Below are 15590 nucleotides of genomic sequence, written 5' to 3'. Positions count from 1 at the left end.
AATGACCGCTCCCCTCAACCCGTCGCGCCGCGCGTTCCTGCAGCGCAGCGCGGTCGCCACGCTGATGGCCACCGGTGGTGGCACGCTGCTGTCCGCCTGTGCCAGCGGTGGCGATGACGCGCCGCCGAGCAGCGAAGGCGGCGGCGAGAAGACCGCGGAGAACCCGTTCGGTGTGAAGGCCGACGCGCCGCTCGATGTCGTCATCTTCAAGGGCGGCTACGGCGACGACTACGCCAAGTTCCACGAGTCGCTGTACAAGAAGAAGTTCGCGGCCGCGGAGATCAAGCACGCCGGTATCACCGACATCACGCCGCAGCTGCAGCCGCGCTTCAACGGTGGCAACCCGCCCGACGTGATCGACAACGCCGGTGCTTCGCTGCTGCCGTTCTCGACGCTGGCCAGCACCGGTCAGCTGGCCGACCTGACCCCGCTGCTCGACGCGGCTTCGGTCGACGACGCGAACGTCAAGGTCAAGGACAGCATCGAGGAGATCGCCATCGAGGCGGCTCAGCTCGAGGGCAAGCCGCTGGTGATGAACTACGTCCTCACCGTTTACGGCATCTGGTACAACAAGAAGCTCTTCACCGAGAAGGGCTGGGAGCCGGCCAAGGACTGGGCGGGCTTCCTCGCACTGTGCGAGGAGATCAAGAAGTCGGGTATCGCCCCGATCGCCTACCAGGGCAAGCACCCGTACTACATGGGTCAGGTCCTGCTCGACATGGCCGTCAAGCACGGTGGCCAGGACGTCATCTACGCCATCGACGGCCTCGAGCCGAACGCGTGGAAGTCGCCCTCGATCAAGGCTGCGGCCGAGGCGATCCTCGAGCTCAAGGGCAAGGGCTACTTCATGCAGGGCACGGACGGTCTGGACCACATCCAGTCGCAGACCGCCTGGAACCAGGGCAAGGCCGCCTTCATCCCCAGCGGTTCCTGGCTCGAGAACGAGCAGAAGCCGGTCGCGCCGGCCGACTTCGCGACGACGGTGACCTACACGCCGCTGCTCGAGGGCTCGAAGCTGCCCGTCGACTGCACCGAGATCAGCGCCGGCGAGGGCTTCATCGTGCCGGCGAAGGCCAAGAACGTGGCCGGTGGCCTCGAGTTCCTGCGCATCATGCTGTCGAAGGAAGGTGCCGGCAAGTTCACCGAGCTGACCGGTTCGCCGACCATCGTCAAGGGTGCCGCCGAGGGCCTCAAGCTGAGCCCGGGCGCCGCGTCGTCCAGCGCCCTGCTGACCTCGGGTGCCGCCAACAACTGGTCGACTTACTTCACTACGTGGTACTCGACCATGAACAAGCCGGTTTACAGTGTTGTAGCCGAGCTGTGCGCCGGGCGTGTGACGTCCGACGAGTTCATGACCCGTATCCAGAAGATCGCCGACGACACCGCCAAGGACCCGAAGACGGTCAAGCGGTCTCGCGAAAAGTGATCCTCCGCCCCCTGCATTAGGAGAGAGATGCGGCACGGCAGTTATCGGTTCGTCGCGAGTTTCCTCGCGATACCGCTCGCGTTGTACGCGATCTTCGTGATCTCACCGTTCGCCCAGGCGTTCTACTACTCGCTGACGGACTGGACGGGCATTTCACCGAAGTTCAATTTCGTCGGTCTGGAGAACTTCAAGACCCTGGCCAACGACGCCGTCTTCCGGACGGCACTCGGTAACAACGTGATCTTGCTGATCGGACTGCCGACCGCCACGATCCTGCTCGCGCTGTTCTTCGCCTACCTGCTCAACGTGGGTGGCCGGGCGAACAGCGCGGGCGTGCAGGGGGTTCGCGGTAACGGTTTCTACAAGCTGGCCTTCTTCATGCCGCAGGTCCTGTCGGTTCCGGTCATCGCCGTCATCTGGTCGGTGGTGCTGAACTCGCAGGACAGCGGTCTGGCCAACTCGCTACTGGGTCGGATCGGCCTGGGGCCCTCGGGCTTCCTGGCCGATCCCAACCTGGCGCTGTACTGCGTCATGTGGGTGCTGATCTGGGGCAGCGTCGGGTTCTACCTGGTGCTGTTCAACGCCGCCATGTCCGGTATTCCGAAGGACATCTTCGAGGCGGCGATCATCGACGGCGCGAGCCGGCTGTCGACGTTCTTCCGGATCACCCTGCCGCTGTTGTGGGACACGATCCAGACCTCCTGGGTCTACCTGGCGATCCTCGCGCTGGACGCCTACGCCCTGGTCGCGGTGATGACCGCCGGGCCTGGCGGTCCGGACAACTCGACCCAGGTGATGGGTCTGCAGATCGCCGACAACGGCTTCCAGTACGGCCGCGCGGGTTATGCCTCGGCGATGGGTGTGGTGCTGTTCTTCCTCACCCTGATCATCGCCGCCGTCATGCTCCGGGCCACCCGCCGCGATCGCATCGAATACTGAGGACCTGAGATGACTCTGCAACTGGATGTCGAGGGCAAGTCCTCGGTCCCCCAGCAGGTGGCGCATCCCGTCGGCGCCAAGGACCGTTCGTTCAGCCCGGTGAACGTGTTCTCGCACACCGCGCTGATCGCCTGGGCCCTGCTGGTCACGGTGCCCTTCGTCTGGGCGTTGATCGCCTCGCTGAAGAGCACCGGTGAGATCTTCGGCGACAGCCCGTGGGCGCTGCCGAAGGAGCTGCTCTGGGAGAACTTCTCCCGAGCCTGGGGCAAGGGTGTCGGCGACTACCTGCTGAACAGCGCCGTCGTGGTCACCGGTGGTGTCTTCGGCACCATGCTGTTCGGCTCGATGGTCGCCTACGTGCTCGCCCGGTACGAGTTCCCGGGTAACCGCTTCATCTACTACCTGTTCGCCGCGGGCATGATGTTCCCGACCTTCCTGGCGATCGTGCCGCTGTTCTTCGTCGTACAGAACTTCGGCATGATCTCGACGTACCAGGGTCTGATCCTGGTCTACATCGCCTACTCGCTGCCGTTCACGGTGTTCTTCATGCACGCGTTCTTCCGGACGTTGCCGCAGTCGATCGCCGAGGCGGCCCTGGTGGACGGCGCCTCGCATTCGACGACGTTCTTCCGGGTGATGCTGCCGATGGCCAAGCCGGGTCTGCTCAGCGTGGGCATCTTCAACGTCCTCGGTCAGTGGAACCAGTTCGTGCTGCCGTCGTTCCTCTCGCCGCAGAAGCCGGTGTTGTCGCAGGGCATCGCGACTCTGCTCGGCAGCCAGCGCTACGAGAACGACTGGGGCGCACTGTTCGCGGCCCTGACGATCGCGATGGTCCCGGTCGTCGCCGTGTACTTGATCTTCTACCGGCAGGTCCAGGCGGGCCTCACCGGCGCCACCTTGAAGTAGCCTCTGGTCTCGTGACCTTCGAGTACCGGCCGAGCCGCCGCGCTGTCCTGCAACAGGCCCTCGCCTCTGCGGCCGTGTTGACGCTGGCCGGGTGCACGGGGGACAAGCCCGCACCGTCCGCGCCCGACCCGAACAATCCGTTCGGGGTGGGCGCGGACAGCGTGCTGGATGTCGCCGTAGCGAACGGGCATGACGCCGATACCAAAACGCCGCTGGAGCTCTACAAGAAGAAGTTCCCGCAGGCGACCGCGACGGTGGTGGCCCTACCGCAGCTGGCGACGGCGCTGCAGCCACGGTTCGACGCGGGCAATCCGCCGGACGTGGTGCTCAACTCGAGCCCCGACGCGCTTGCCCTGGGCAACCTTGTGTCCAGTGGTGCCTTGTCGGACCTCGGACCGTTGCTCAAGGCCCCTTCCTGGGATCAGCCACAACGCACGGTCGGCGACGCGCTGCTGCCGGGTGCGCTCGAGTCCGGGTCGTACGACGGAACCGCGCGCGCCATTCCGTATGTCAGCACCGTGTACGCCTTCTGGTATTCGGCCCCGCTGTTCGAGCGTCGTGGCTGGGAGGTGCCGCGTAGCTGGCCCGAGCTGATCCGCACCGCGATCACCCTGAAAGCAAAGGGTTTGGCGCCGTTCACGTATGCGGGCGCTCATCCGCACTACATCCTCGAGCCGATCCTCACGCTGGCCGCGAAGACTGGTGGGCATGAGGTGATGGTTGCCATCGACAACCTTGAGGACGGCGCCTGGAAACACCCGGGACTGCTGGCGGCGTTGAAGGCTTTCGGTGAGTTGTCGAGTCGCGGCCTGCTGCTCAAGAGTTCGGACGACCTTGACCACACGGCTTCGCAGACCCGGTTCCTGACCGGCAAGGCAGCCTTCCTGCCCTGCGGGAACTGGCTGGAGAACGAGATGGCCAAGTTCGTCCCCAAGGGCTTCGGGCTGACCGCGATGGCGATTCCGCCCCTGGATGAGGTGAAGCTGCCGAACGGCGTGCACGTGACTTACGAACAGCCCGTGGTGTTGCCGGAGAAGGCGCCGAACCCGGCGGGTGGCGCCGAGTTCATCCGCGCGATGCTCTCGGCGCCCGCCGCGTCGGCGTATGCGGCCGCCACGAATACCCTCACCGTCGTACGGGGTGGGTATGACAACGAGAAGGCCAGTACGGCGCTGAGGTCCGCTGGGCGACTGCTTGATCTCGCCGGTGACCAGGTCGTTCGATGGTATTTCGACAGCTGGTATCCGACGTTGGCGAAGGCCGCGGCGGATGCGACCGGGGCGTTCATGGTCGGGGCGTTGACGCCGGCCGAGTGGTCCGACCGGCTGCAGAAGGCGGCCGATGCGCTCAAGTCGGACAAGACCATTCCGAAGTACCGGCGCGACTGACCTCGGGCTGGGATAGGTTAGGCATCCCTAACTAGTCCTGTGAGGTTCGTTCATGGATTGTCCGGCGTGGAGGCCCTGTCCCGCAGGGCGGGGAGGAAGCGCTGGTCCCCGGCGAGAGGTCGGTATGGCATTGGTGATGCTCTCCCTGGCGGCCTTCGTGGGCAGCGGCTCGGCGTCGGGGGGCGTCACCACCACAGTCGGTCGGGAAGAGCCAGCAGGCGAAGGAACTCGTTGCCGGGGTCGAGGCGCGATTTGCCAAGATCAAGGCGGATCATCCCGAGTTCGCTGGCAAGACCGGACTGGTCGCGACGCCGTACGAGGGGTATTTCGTTTATGGGACCAAGGATCCGCGCTCGCGGGTGATGGCGTCGCTCGGGTTCAAGCTGCCGGCCAAGCTGGACTCGGTCATCGGCGATCAGTTCGGCGGCAATCTGAGCAAGGAGCGGATCGACCTGGTCGACGTCGACGTACTGGTCTGGTTCGTCGAACCGGGGTAAGGCCGACGAGCTCCGGAAGGACCCGATCTACAAGGGGCTGAAGGTTCGCAAGGAGGGGCGTGACGTGATGATCGACGCCAACACCAAGGACCCGTTCTACGGCGCGACCAACTTCGTCTGGGTATTGAGCCTGCCGATGGTCCTGGACGGTCTCGCGCCCCAGCTCAAGGCCGCCCTCGACGGCAACCCCACCACCAACTAGGCGGGCCAGACGACTTGATCCAGGAAGTCCTCCACTGCCGTCGCGACCTGGCCGAGTACGGCGGTGGAGGCCGCGAGCCGTCCCGGGACGTACATTCCGTGATCGGCGTTGGCGATCTCGAGGACGTGGGGGGACAGCTCGTGGGCCAAGGCCGAATCCCAGAACGGGTCCGCCGTGCCGCCGACCAGCAGGAAGGGGGCCGTGGATCGGCGCAGGCCGTCGATGACCCATTGGTGAGTGAGCAGCGGGGTCAGCCAGACCGCGGGCAGATTGTTGTCAGCCGCAACGGTCGCGCCGGACGTACCGAGCGATTTTCCCACCAGCAAGGTGTTCGCGGGGTCGCGGCCGGCGACGTGCGGGGCGATCTGGGCGGCGATGTGAGCACCGATCTCGTCTGCGGGCAGTGCTCTCAAAGTGTCCAGGTCCTGCCACCACAGCAGGTTCGGCTCGGCGCCGCGGGCTATCGCCGCGTCGGTGGCGAACATCGGCAAGGGGGCGTAGGGCCCGCCCTCGCCGCCTGGGGCGGTGGTCACGGAACGGCTGGATGGGGTCATAGGATGGAGAATATGGTCATCACGGGGCTCCCGGGTGCGGCGGTCGGCCCCCTCGCTGGCAGAATCAGCGGCATGCCTGCCGCCGTCTCTGACGACACCACGCGATGACGACCATCGGCGTCGCGATCCCGATCCCGGAACCCTTCGGCTCGGAGTTGCAGAAGCACCGTGCCGCGTTCGGCGATCCGATGGCCTCGTCGATCCCCACCCACGTGACGCTGCTGCCGCCGACCGAGATCGCCGACGATGATCTCGGCCTGATCGACGAGCATTTGACCGATGTGGCCGCCCGGTTCCCCAAGTTCCGGATCCGGCTGCGGGGTACGGCGACGTTCCGGCCGATCTCGCCGGTGGTATTCGTGCCGCTGACGGAGGGCATCTCGTCCTGCGAGGTGCTGCAGGGCCAGGTCCGGTCCGGGCCGCTCGAGGTCGAGCTGCGCTTTCCATACCACCCGCACGTGACGATCGCGCACGACTTGGAGAAGGAACTGCTGGACACCGCGTACGAGGCGCTGGCGGACTACGACTGCCTGTTCGACGTCGTGGCCTTCAGCCGTTACGAACACGGCTCCGACGGTGTGTGGCGGCCGCAAAGGGCCTTCCCCCTGGCAGGCTGACGTCCGCTTGGTTTTCTAGCGACGGGGTAATGGGTGTCAATGGCAATCAAGGAGCGGGCCAAGGGGGTCTGGGCGCGGTTCGCGCGGACCCAGCTTTGGCGCGCTTGGAAGCGGTACGGCGACCGGCGGGGTAATCGGCTCGCCGGCGCGACCAGCTTCTTCGGCTTCCTGTCGATGTTCCCGCTGATCGTGCTCACCGCCGCGATCACCGCCGCCCTGCTCGGGCCGAGCCAGGTCGGCTCGGTCAAGAAGGCGCTCGAGCAGAACCTGCCCGGTATCGGCGACAAGATCGACATCGACGGACTGGTCGCCCACGCGGGCAGTATCGGGCTGATCTCCGGTGTCTCGCTGCTGCTCACCGGTCTGGGCTGGATCGACTCGTTGCGGGCGTCGATCCGCTCGATGCACGAGCTGGACGACCAGCCCGGTAACGCGGTCAAGCTCAAGCTGGCCGACCTCGGCGCGCTGGCCGGTCTCGGCCTGATCGGCCTGATCGCGACGGGCTCCTCATCCATCCTGAGTGGCCTGATCGGCAAGATCGTCGACTGGGTCGGGCTCGACGGCACCTGGCTCGCGGACTGGGGTCTGCAAGGCCTGAGCGTGGTCCTGGGTGTCTTCTCCGGGGCGTTGTTGTTCCTCTACATGCAGACGGCGATGCCGCGGATCATCCTGCCGCGTAAGGTCGCGATGATCGCGGCCGTTGCCGGAGGCATCCTTTTCTTCGCCGCCCAGAAACTCGGCAATCTCTATGTGAACAAGGTGATCGGCGGCAATGCGGCGTATGGCGCGTTGGCGCTGCCATTGGCGCTGCTGGTCTGGATCTACCTGATGACCAGGGTGATCATGCTGATCGCGGCTTGGACCAAAGAGGCGACTCTCGATCACCGCTGGCACACCGGCGAGGCGGCCGAGGCGGCGCGCGCGGCCATACCTTCGCCGTTGGAGAATGGTCGCGTCCCAGTGCGGAAAGCCGGTGACCTGATCCCGGGGCCGGCTGGGATCAAGTACAAGATCGTGCCCATTCCCGAGCGCAAGGCCGATTCGGTCGCAGTGGCGGCCGGCGCCGTGCTCGGTGTGACTGCCGCAGCCGTGGGGCTCGGTATTACGCGGGCCGTTCGGACGGTCCTTCGCAAGCCCTGACCTCACGTCGTACGGCGGTAGTTATCGCCTGGCGCGACGGGCTTTCGCGACTACGGGTTTCGGGCGGAACAGGAAGAGCACCAGGCCCGCCGGTGGGAGCAGGAACAGCCAGAAGGGCAGACCGAGTACGTCGGTGCCGCCCAGGTGCATGGGACTACGCGGAGGCTTGATCGGCACGTCGTCCTGGCCGGAGGAAGTCCCCGCCCGGTTGACCACTCGCGGTTTCGCGGGCACGCCGCGGGCGCGCGCCACGTCGGTCGCGGTGACGAGTCTGCCGATCGACGTGACCTTGTCCCGGTTGGCGAAACCCCAGTCCAGCAAGGTGGCGGCGTCGGCCGTGACACCGTGCGGCGAGTTCAGCATCGTCACCACCAAGGTGTGGCCGTCGCGCGTCGCCGCACCGATGAAGGTGTTGCGGGCCAGCGTGGTGTAGCCGGTCTTGACGCCGATCGCGCCGGGATAACTGAAGAGCAGGTTGTTCTGGTTGGCCACCTGGTAGCGCCCGGCGTTGTCGGCCAGCGGGTAGGTGATGACCTTGGTCGAGGCGTACCGGCGGAAGTCCGGCCGGGCCAGACCCGCGCGGGCGAACAACGCCAGGTCGTACGCGCTGCTGAGCTGGCCGTCGGCGTCGAGCCCGGTCGGATCGGTGACGTGGGTGTCGAACGCGCCGAGGTGGGCCGCGGTCGCGTTCATCCGGGCGATCGTCGCGGGCAGGCCACCCTGGTCGTGGTTCGACAACGCGTGCACGGCGTCGTTGCCGGATGCGAGGAAGAGGCCTTGGAAGAGCAGTTCCACGCTGTACGTCAGGCCGGGGTGGACGCCGACTTTGCTGCCCTCGATCGCGGCGTCCTCGTACTTGCCGACGATCTGGTCCGTCTTGTCCAGACGCGGCAGCAGTACGAGTGAGGTCAGCGTTTTGAGCGTGCTGGCCGGCCGGAGTTGCGCGTGCGGAGCCTTGGCGGCTAGCACTTCGCCCGTACCGATGTCCGCAATCAGCCACGCCCCGGCCTTGACCACGGGCGGCGCCTGCCCACCTTCGGACTCGACCACCGCCGTCGTACCCAGCCGAGCACCGCCGACGGGCCCCGTGAAGGGGTTACCGTCGGCGGCACTCGCCGTCGCTGCCGGCATGACCACCAGTGCGGTGGCGGCCAGAGCGGTCAGAAGGGCACGCATCGCGGGCACTCTATGCCGCTCCCGGGTGCAGCTGTCGTAAGGGGTTGACGAACATCAGGCGCGGTACGCCGTCCACATGCTGCTGATCCGGGAGCTCTGGCCCGGGCTGAACTGGTTGTAGCAAGAGTCGTACGAGTAGTCCATGTAGTTGCGGATCGGGTCCAGACCCGGCAGCGAGCAGGAGTCCCGTCCGACCGGGCAGCCGTTGGTCGAGCTGCTCTGCGCCGGGGTGTCCGAGACGCGGTCGTTCGTGGACGTACAGCCGCCCTGGAACGTGTGGTAGAGCCCGAACCAGTGGCCGGCCTCGTGCGTCGCGGTCTTGCCGAGGTTGTAGTTGGTGGCGCTACCGCCGGGCAGCGACGTGTATTGCACACGAATCCCGTCGATAGAAGGGTTCGACGAGTAGTCCCACGGGAAGGTCGCGATGCCGAGGTAGCTGAAGTTGACCAGCCAGATGTTCAGCGCGTTCTTGCCACCCTTGCGGGTCTGCGAGCGGTACGTCGTGCTCTGGCCGTCGGTGTGCCAGGTCGAGTTGTTGTACCGGTAGGTGCCGGCCAACGTGAACGTGAAGCCGGTGTTCGCGGCCTGGCTCGACTCGGCGCCACGGAAGTTCGAGTTCAGTACGGCGATCTGCTGGGAGATCTGGGTGTTCGTCACATCGCCGGCGCCGCTGCTGCTGCGCATGACGTGCACGTACACGGGCACGGTCGCGGCGGCCAGTCGGCCGTTGGTGGGGGCAAGGCCGCGAGCCTGCTTCGCCTTCACGATGGACGCGGTACGGGCGTCGATCTTGGCCATCTCGGCCGCACTGACCTCGCGGTGGTCGGCGTCGTTGCCGCCACGAGCAGCTTGGGACTCCGGTACGCCGTCTGGCGTGACGCAGTTCAGCGAGTCCAGGCCGTCGGCCGGCAGCTGGGCCGAAGCCGAACCGCCGAGTGGGCTGAACGTGAGCGCGATGCCGGCCACCATGACGGCCAGCGCGCGGGGGCGGGTAATGAGAGATCGCATGGGGTGCGCTCCTCGGATCGGGCCGCTGGGCGGGCGGCCGGTTGAGGAGATTTTGGGCGTCATCCCGGCAAGTGCAAAGCCGTTTACTGTCCGGATCGTGCCACGGCAGAAGTAGGCAATTCCGCCTGGTTGCCGGCGATGCGGATCTGTCGTCGTACGCGGATCAGGAGGATGCAGGCGATCACCGAGGCCACTCCGGGGATGACGTGGCCGACGGTCCACGAGGTGTGCGTGATGATCACGGCCAGGACGGGCGGGGTGGCGGCGGCCGCGAGGAAGGCGAGGGTGTTCTCTAGGCCGATTGCGGCGCCGGTCTGTTCTGGGCCGGCTAGCTCGGCCGCGACTAGGTTGGCCATGCCGTTCCAGGAGATGGCTAGGGTTGCTGCCAGGACGATGACGATGATTACGGCGGGGGTTGGTGCGCCGGCGGTTGCGACGACTGCCGCGCATCCTGCGGCGATCAGGCCGGCCACGATCGCGAGTGGGCCGATCCGCTCGGTGGTGCGGTCGGTCCAGGCGCCGTTGACCAATCTTGCTACGGCGCCGCCGGCTTGAGCGACGGCCAGTACTAGGGCGGCGGCGCTTACTGTGACGGCTTGGGCGGTGGTGAGGTATTCGACTAGGAGTGCGGTCAGGGCGAACTGCGGTACGACTAGCAGGCCGGCGGCGAAGCTGACGATCCACAGCCGTCGGTCCCTCAAAACCGACCTCGGCCTGCTTGCTCTGGTCGGCCTGCTTGCTTCGCTCGGGCTCGTGGCTCTGGTCGGGTCGGGGCTGTCGATCGGGTGCGGGGTGGCCTTGGGCACTGCCGGTTGGGCAGGCGGCGCTGGCCGCATGAAGAGAAGTACGGCGATCGCGCTCGACGTGCAGAAGGCGGCCAGTAGGTAATAGACGGCCGGTACGCCGTAGGCGCGCGCGAATGGTGGCAAGACGACGGCCGCCAAACCCGCCCCAAGTGGCGACGAGGTTTGGCGGATCGCCATGGCAAGTCCGCGGCCCTTGGCGGGGAACCACTGCATGACAGCTCTCCCGCTTGCCGCGTTCACCGACGCGCTGGCCGCCCCGCCTGCGACGAGTAGTCCGACGACTGCCGCCAGGTGACGTTGCTGGGCGAGCAAAACGAGCGACGCCGCCGCCGAGAGCATGCCGACCGCCATGACCGGCCGCTCGCCCCATCGGTCGGCCGCCAGGCCCCAGGGGAGTACGGCGGGGGTGATGCCGAGGGAGACGGCGCCGAGTAGTACGCCGATGGTCCCGAGCTGGATGCCGTAGTGCGCTCGCAGTGCAGGCGTAATGGACGCCAACCCTTGCGCGTAGGCGGCCCCTGCGGTCATAGCGAACAACCCGATCCCGAGCACGACCCAGCGATAAGACACAACCAGCTCGTCATCGGGCACGTCGTTGAGGGTATCTCGAACCATCCGCTATTTGGGATAGATGGTCTTGATATGTGGGATCGTTGTGTTGGGTTCTTGGTGGGCACCCGGCCCCCTGAGTCTTGCGAATTGTCAGGCCGGTTCGGGCCGCGTCAAGGGCTTCATCGCCTGGCGGCGACGCTGACGCGCCCTTGACCCGTCCCGAACCGGCCATGGGCGGCGGGCTATCAGGGGGCCGGGTGAGGTCTGCCCGTTTGCGTCGAGCCGTCCCGTCCGCTGTGGTCTGCGCATGCATAGGTCTTCGTATGCCGCAGAGGTCTCCTCGTGCGTAGGTCTTCGGGTGCCGCCTAGGTCGTCGCGCGCCGCCTAGGTCGTCGCTTGCGAGGGGGGAGCCATTGCGAGAGTGGGTTACCACCTCGGATTGGCGGGTTCACGTGGTTGTTGCAACACCTCGATTTGAGGAGTTGTGATGGTTATGTCGTTTGTGGAGGACAACGAGCGTCACGGTGCTGCCTTGTTGCGGCTGGTGGATTCGGGGGTCGGGGTAGCGGCTGCGTGTGAGTCGTTGGGGATCGGGCGTGGTCGTGGCTATGAGATCTTGCGGGCTCGTGGCCGTGGTTCGCGTCCGCGCACGGTGATCACTGATGCGTTGCGGGAGCAGGTCATCGCGGTGTTCAAGGAATCGGGGAACATCACTGGCGCGGGTTCGGCCTGCGGGTTGAGGCATGACACTGCCCGGCGGATCCTTGTCGTGGCCGGGCTGGTTCCCGCGGTGCGGGCCGTGAAACGCAAGACCCAGGCCAGGGTCCGCCTCGAGGAGTTGCTGGAGGCGGGCTGGTCCATCACGCGCGCAGCCAAGGAGGTGGGCGTGCATCCGGGTACTGCGCGGGACTGGCATCACGGGGTCCGCAGGGTGGGCAACACGCGGGTCTATCCCGATGGGCGGGTCGTGGACTACGGCACCACAACCCGATACTCCACTTCCATGACCCCATCAGCTGACGCGGTGATCAGCGACCGTTACCTGTGCCTGGACCAGCGGCTGGCGATCGCCGATGGGCGGGTCAACAAACTCACCTTGACCGCGATCGCGGCCGGCATCGGCAAGGACAAGTCCACAGTCTCTCGTGAGATCCGCGCCCACAGTGTTGAAGGAACCTACCTGCCCCACCAGGCCCACCGCGACGCTGCGGCCGCCAGGGCCCGGCCCAAGACCTCAAAGCTGGTCACCGATCCCGCGTTGCGTGAGCAGGTCGAGCTGGGTCTGGAGCGGAAGTTGTCGCCGGAGCAGATTTCGAACAGGCTCGTCAAGGACTTCCCCGACGACGAGAGCATGCGCGTGAGCCACGAGACGATCTACAAGGCGCTCTACTTCCAGGCCCGCGGCGGCCTCAAACGCGAAGTCCAGACCGCGCTGCGCACCGGACGGACCCGCCGCAAACCACAACGCCAGCCCGGCCAGCGCCAGCACCGGTTCGTCGAGGAGATGATCATGATCTCCGAGCGGCCCGCCGAGGCCGACGATCGCGCGGTTCCCGGCCACTGGGAAGGCGACCTGATCATGGGCGAGAACAACCGGTCCGCGATCGCCACCCTGGTCGAACGCACCACCCGCTACACGATGCTGGTCCACCTGCCCGGCGGCCACGACGCCGAACAGGTCCGCGACGGTCTCATCGCGACGATGAAAACCCTGCCCGGCCATCTGCGCGGCTCGCTGACCTGGGACCAGGGCTGCGAAATGGCCAAACACAAACAGTTCTCCATCGCCACCGACATGGCCGTCTACTTCTGCGACCCGCACTCCCCCTGGCAGCGCGGCACCAACGAAAACACCAACGGACTACTGCGCCAGTACTTCCCCAAGGGCACCGACCTGAGCATCCACGGACCCGAAGACCTCGAACACGTCGCCCAAGAACTCAACGGGCGACCACGCAAAACGCTCGACTGGGACACCCCAGCCGAACGCCTACGTGATCTACTCACCACCTAGAAACCAACCCGGTGTTGCAACGACCCCTCGAAACCGCCATTCCGAGGTGGTCACCCTCCTCCGGCATGGCCAGCGACTGCCCGGGCGGCCCGCTTGGCCCGAAATCGTGCGTTGTCCCCTGAAGTCCTGGGTTCCGGTGCCAGATAAGCGGTCCGGAACCCACAACTCGAGGGGATTACGCACGAATTCGGGCGCTCAGGAAGATGCACGCACGGCTGGCGATGCGGCGCGGGTCGTCGGTTTGGGGCGAGTCGTCGTCGTTGTGAGCTGCTGGACGTTTCCGGCCCGGGGAGCGTCCAGTGGGCTCACAAAGCTGGGCGGGGCGGACCGCCGCGCAGCCACAACCTGAGAGTGAAGCGCTTCAACCCGCCGAAAACTGGACTTGTGGCTGCGTAGCGGTCCGCGGCGGACGTGCACGCCCACGCGAGGCACCGAAAGGGCCCGCTTTCTGCGGAAACTGGCCGTCGTGTGGTCGTGCACGTCCGCCCAATCCGACGCGCCAACTCGACGCGCCCACCCGACGCGCCAACTCGACGCGCCAAGTTGACGCGCCAAGTTGACGCGCCAAGTTGACGCGCCAAGTTGACGCGCCAAGTTGACGCGGCAGTGCCCGGCAGGCCCCCACCCGGTCAGACTGCACCCGTCCCCTGAATAGCCCGCTGTCCTTGGCTGGTTCGGGCCGGGTCAAGGGCGCGCATGCGTCGGCGTCAGCCGATGAAACCCTTGACGCGGCCCGGACCGGCCTGACAATTCGCAAGAACTCAGGGGACGGGTGCCCACCAATGACCAGCAAGTAAAGGGAATCAGGAAAGCTCCGACTCCGCCTGCTGGATCGCCGCGAACTCCTCCTCCGGAGCCGACGCCACCAAGTGGTGCCGACTATAGAACCAGAAGTACGCGACAGCGATGACGAAAATGCCGGCCGTGATCGCAGCCGCCAGTTCGTCGACGAAGAACGTTGCGACGACCGCGGCGATTGCCAGCACCAGAGCGACCGACGTCGTGACGATGCCACCGGGCGTCCGATACGGCCGTTCCAGACCGGGCTCCCGGACACGCAGGACGATATGCGCGAGCATCATCAACACGTACGACACAGTCGCGCCGAATACCGCGATGTTGATCAGCAGCGCACCATTCTTCGTGATCGCCGCAAGCAGGAACCCAATGGTCCCAGGAACGATCAACGCCAGGTACGGCGTCTTCCGCGAACCAGTCATCGACAAGAAGCGCGGCAGATACCCGGCCCGCGACAACGCGAACAACTGCCGCGAATACGCGTAAACAATCGAGAAGAAGCTAGCCACCAACCCCGCAAGCCCCACGTAGTTCACGAAATCCGCGACCCACGTGCCGCCACCGAGCGCCGTACGCAAAGCCTCCGGCAGTGGGTTATCCGACTCCGCGATCGTGCTCGACCCGGCACCACCAGGTGCGAAGACCAGCATCAACGCGGCAAAACCCAGCAGGATGAGCATTGCCGTGATGATCCCGCGCGGCATGTCCTTGGCTGGATCCCGCGCCTCCTCGGCAGCCAACGGCACACCCTCAACCGCGAGGAAGAACCAAATCCCGTAAACCAGCGCTCCCAAAATCCCCGCATAACCAAAGGGAATGAAGTCGTTCGCCCCTGCGGCAGTCGTCGGCTCGATATCGAAAAGCCGGTCGACCGAGAACTGCGGAATCATCGCGACCACGAAGACGATCAACGCCACCACGGCGATACCCGTGATGACCATGGTCAACCGAAGCGCCTCGCCAACGCCGTACAAGTGGATGCCGACGAAGATGATGTAGCAGGCGAGGTAAACCGGCCAGCTGCTCGTCAAACCGAATAGCCCGAGCGCTTCGATATAGCCGCCGATGAAGGTCGCGATGGCGGCGGGCGCTATCGCGTACTCGATCAGGATGGCGACACCGGTGGCGAATCCGCCGAGTGGGCCGAGGGCGCGACGGGCGAAGCCGTAGCCGGCGCCTGCGACCGGGATGGCGGAGGCCAGTTCGGCCAGGCCGAAGACCATGCACGTGTACATGGTGGCCATCAGTACGGTCGCGATCAGCAGACCGCCCCACCCGCCTTCGGCCAGACCGAAGTTCCAGCCGGCGAAGTCGCCGGAGATGACGTACGCGACTCCCAGACCGGCGAGCAGCACCCAGCCGGCCGCGCCCCTCCGGAGTTGTCGGTGTTCGAGGTATTCCTTGCCGACCTGCTGGTAGTCGACGTTCGCTTTACGTTTCATCGCCGCGGCCTCCGATCGCCGGGCCGGACCAATCGGGCAGTCAATGGTCTACGGCCAGACCACTAGTGTCTGGCCGCCGAGGCGGGTGGTGTCAAGGGATCGCGCACATTGACATTGGTGTGGGC

At 66.1% G+C, this 15590-nt stretch carries 14 protein-coding genes; 9 read left to right on the top strand and 5 right to left on the bottom strand.

Annotated features, from left to right (window positions below):
- Position 1 precedes the first annotated feature (1 nt).
- The 6 genes from ngcE (OG394_RS18960) (at position 2) to OG394_RS18935 (ending at position 5358) form a co-directional block, all read left to right on the top strand.
- Positions 2-1426 carry an N-acetylglucosamine/diacetylchitobiose ABC transporter substrate-binding protein gene (gene ngcE / locus OG394_RS18960; protein WP_328996728.1) on the top strand — a complete coding sequence of 475 codons (1425 nt, stop codon included), beginning with the start codon at positions 2-4 and terminating at the stop codon, positions 1424-1426.
- Positions 1427-1453: 27 nt separating this feature from the next.
- Positions 1454-2365 carry a carbohydrate ABC transporter permease gene (locus OG394_RS18955; protein WP_328996727.1) on the top strand — a complete coding sequence of 304 codons (912 nt, stop codon included), beginning with the start codon at positions 1454-1456 and terminating at the stop codon, positions 2363-2365.
- A gap of 9 nt (positions 2366-2374) precedes the next feature.
- Positions 2375-3271 (top strand): carbohydrate ABC transporter permease, encoded by an 897-nt coding sequence (locus tag OG394_RS18950; RefSeq protein WP_328996726.1) that lies wholly within the window; start codon positions 2375-2377, stop codon positions 3269-3271.
- 11 nt (positions 3272-3282) lie between these two features.
- On the top strand, positions 3283-4659 hold the full coding sequence (ngcE, locus tag OG394_RS18945; protein ID WP_328996725.1) for an N-acetylglucosamine/diacetylchitobiose ABC transporter substrate-binding protein: 1377 nt from the start codon (positions 3283-3285) through the stop codon (positions 4657-4659).
- A 359-nt stretch (positions 4660-5018) separates the two neighbouring features.
- Entirely contained in the window at positions 5019-5156 is a 138-nt protein-coding gene (locus tag OG394_RS18940) for a hypothetical protein (protein WP_328996724.1), read from the top strand.
- Positions 5157-5220: 64 nt separating this feature from the next.
- A complete protein-coding gene (locus tag OG394_RS18935; protein ID WP_328996723.1) occupies positions 5221-5358 on the top strand; it encodes a hypothetical protein in 138 nt (45 codons plus the stop codon).
- On the opposite strand, the gene OG394_RS18930 is transcribed toward OG394_RS18935, so the two are convergent.
- Entirely contained in the window at positions 5355-5912 is a 558-nt protein-coding gene (locus tag OG394_RS18930; RefSeq protein ID WP_328996722.1) for an alpha/beta hydrolase, read from the bottom strand. The two genes, OG394_RS18935 and OG394_RS18930, sit on opposite strands and share 4 nt — an antisense overlap.
- A 104-nt stretch (positions 5913-6016) precedes the next feature.
- Between OG394_RS18930 and OG394_RS18925 the strand changes: the two genes are divergently transcribed.
- Positions 6017-6529 carry a 2'-5' RNA ligase family protein gene (locus tag OG394_RS18925; protein ID WP_328996721.1) on the top strand — a complete coding sequence of 171 codons (513 nt, stop codon included), beginning with the start codon at positions 6017-6019 and terminating at the stop codon, positions 6527-6529.
- Between the two features lie 39 nt (positions 6530-6568).
- Positions 6569-7669: a YihY/virulence factor BrkB family protein gene (locus OG394_RS18920; RefSeq protein ID WP_328996720.1), complete on the top strand. Its 1101-nt coding sequence runs from the start codon at positions 6569-6571 to the stop codon at positions 7667-7669.
- Between the two features lie 21 nt (positions 7670-7690).
- Here OG394_RS18920 and OG394_RS18915 read toward each other — a convergent pair whose 3' ends face one another.
- The 3 genes from OG394_RS18915 to OG394_RS18905 form a co-directional block, all read right to left on the bottom strand.
- Positions 7691-8845, bottom strand: coding sequence for a D-alanyl-D-alanine carboxypeptidase family protein (locus OG394_RS18915; RefSeq protein WP_328996719.1), 1155 nt, complete (start codon positions 8843-8845; stop codon positions 7691-7693).
- A 54-nt stretch (positions 8846-8899) separates the two neighbouring features.
- Positions 8900-9853 (bottom strand): zinc metalloprotease, encoded by a 954-nt coding sequence (locus tag OG394_RS18910; RefSeq protein ID WP_328996718.1) that lies wholly within the window; start codon positions 9851-9853, stop codon positions 8900-8902.
- Positions 9854-9936: 83 nt separating this feature from the next.
- A complete protein-coding gene (locus OG394_RS18905) occupies positions 9937-11250 on the bottom strand; it encodes an MFS transporter (protein WP_328996717.1) in 1314 nt (437 codons plus the stop codon).
- Positions 11251-12070: 820 nt separating this feature from the next.
- On the opposite strand from OG394_RS18905, the gene OG394_RS18900 reads away from it, so the two are divergent.
- Complete coding sequence (locus OG394_RS18900; protein WP_442914290.1) at positions 12071-13225, top strand: IS30 family transposase; 1155 nt, start codon at positions 12071-12073, stop codon at positions 13223-13225.
- An 803-nt stretch (positions 13226-14028) separates the two neighbouring features.
- Here the strand turns inward: OG394_RS18900 and eat are convergent.
- The gene (gene eat / locus OG394_RS18895) at positions 14029-15465 is read right to left on the bottom strand and encodes an ethanolamine permease (RefSeq protein WP_328996716.1); all 1437 of its coding nucleotides are present in this window, start codon (positions 15463-15465) and stop codon (positions 14029-14031) included.
- Positions 15466-15590: the final 125 nt, after the last annotated feature.

The organism is Kribbella sp. NBC_01245 (genome assembly GCF_036226525.1).
Classification (GTDB): Bacteria; Actinomycetota; Actinomycetes; order Propionibacteriales; family Kribbellaceae; genus Kribbella.
The sequence above is the reverse complement of the archived record's forward strand: the minus strand, read 5'-3'. Positions and strand labels throughout refer to the sequence as shown.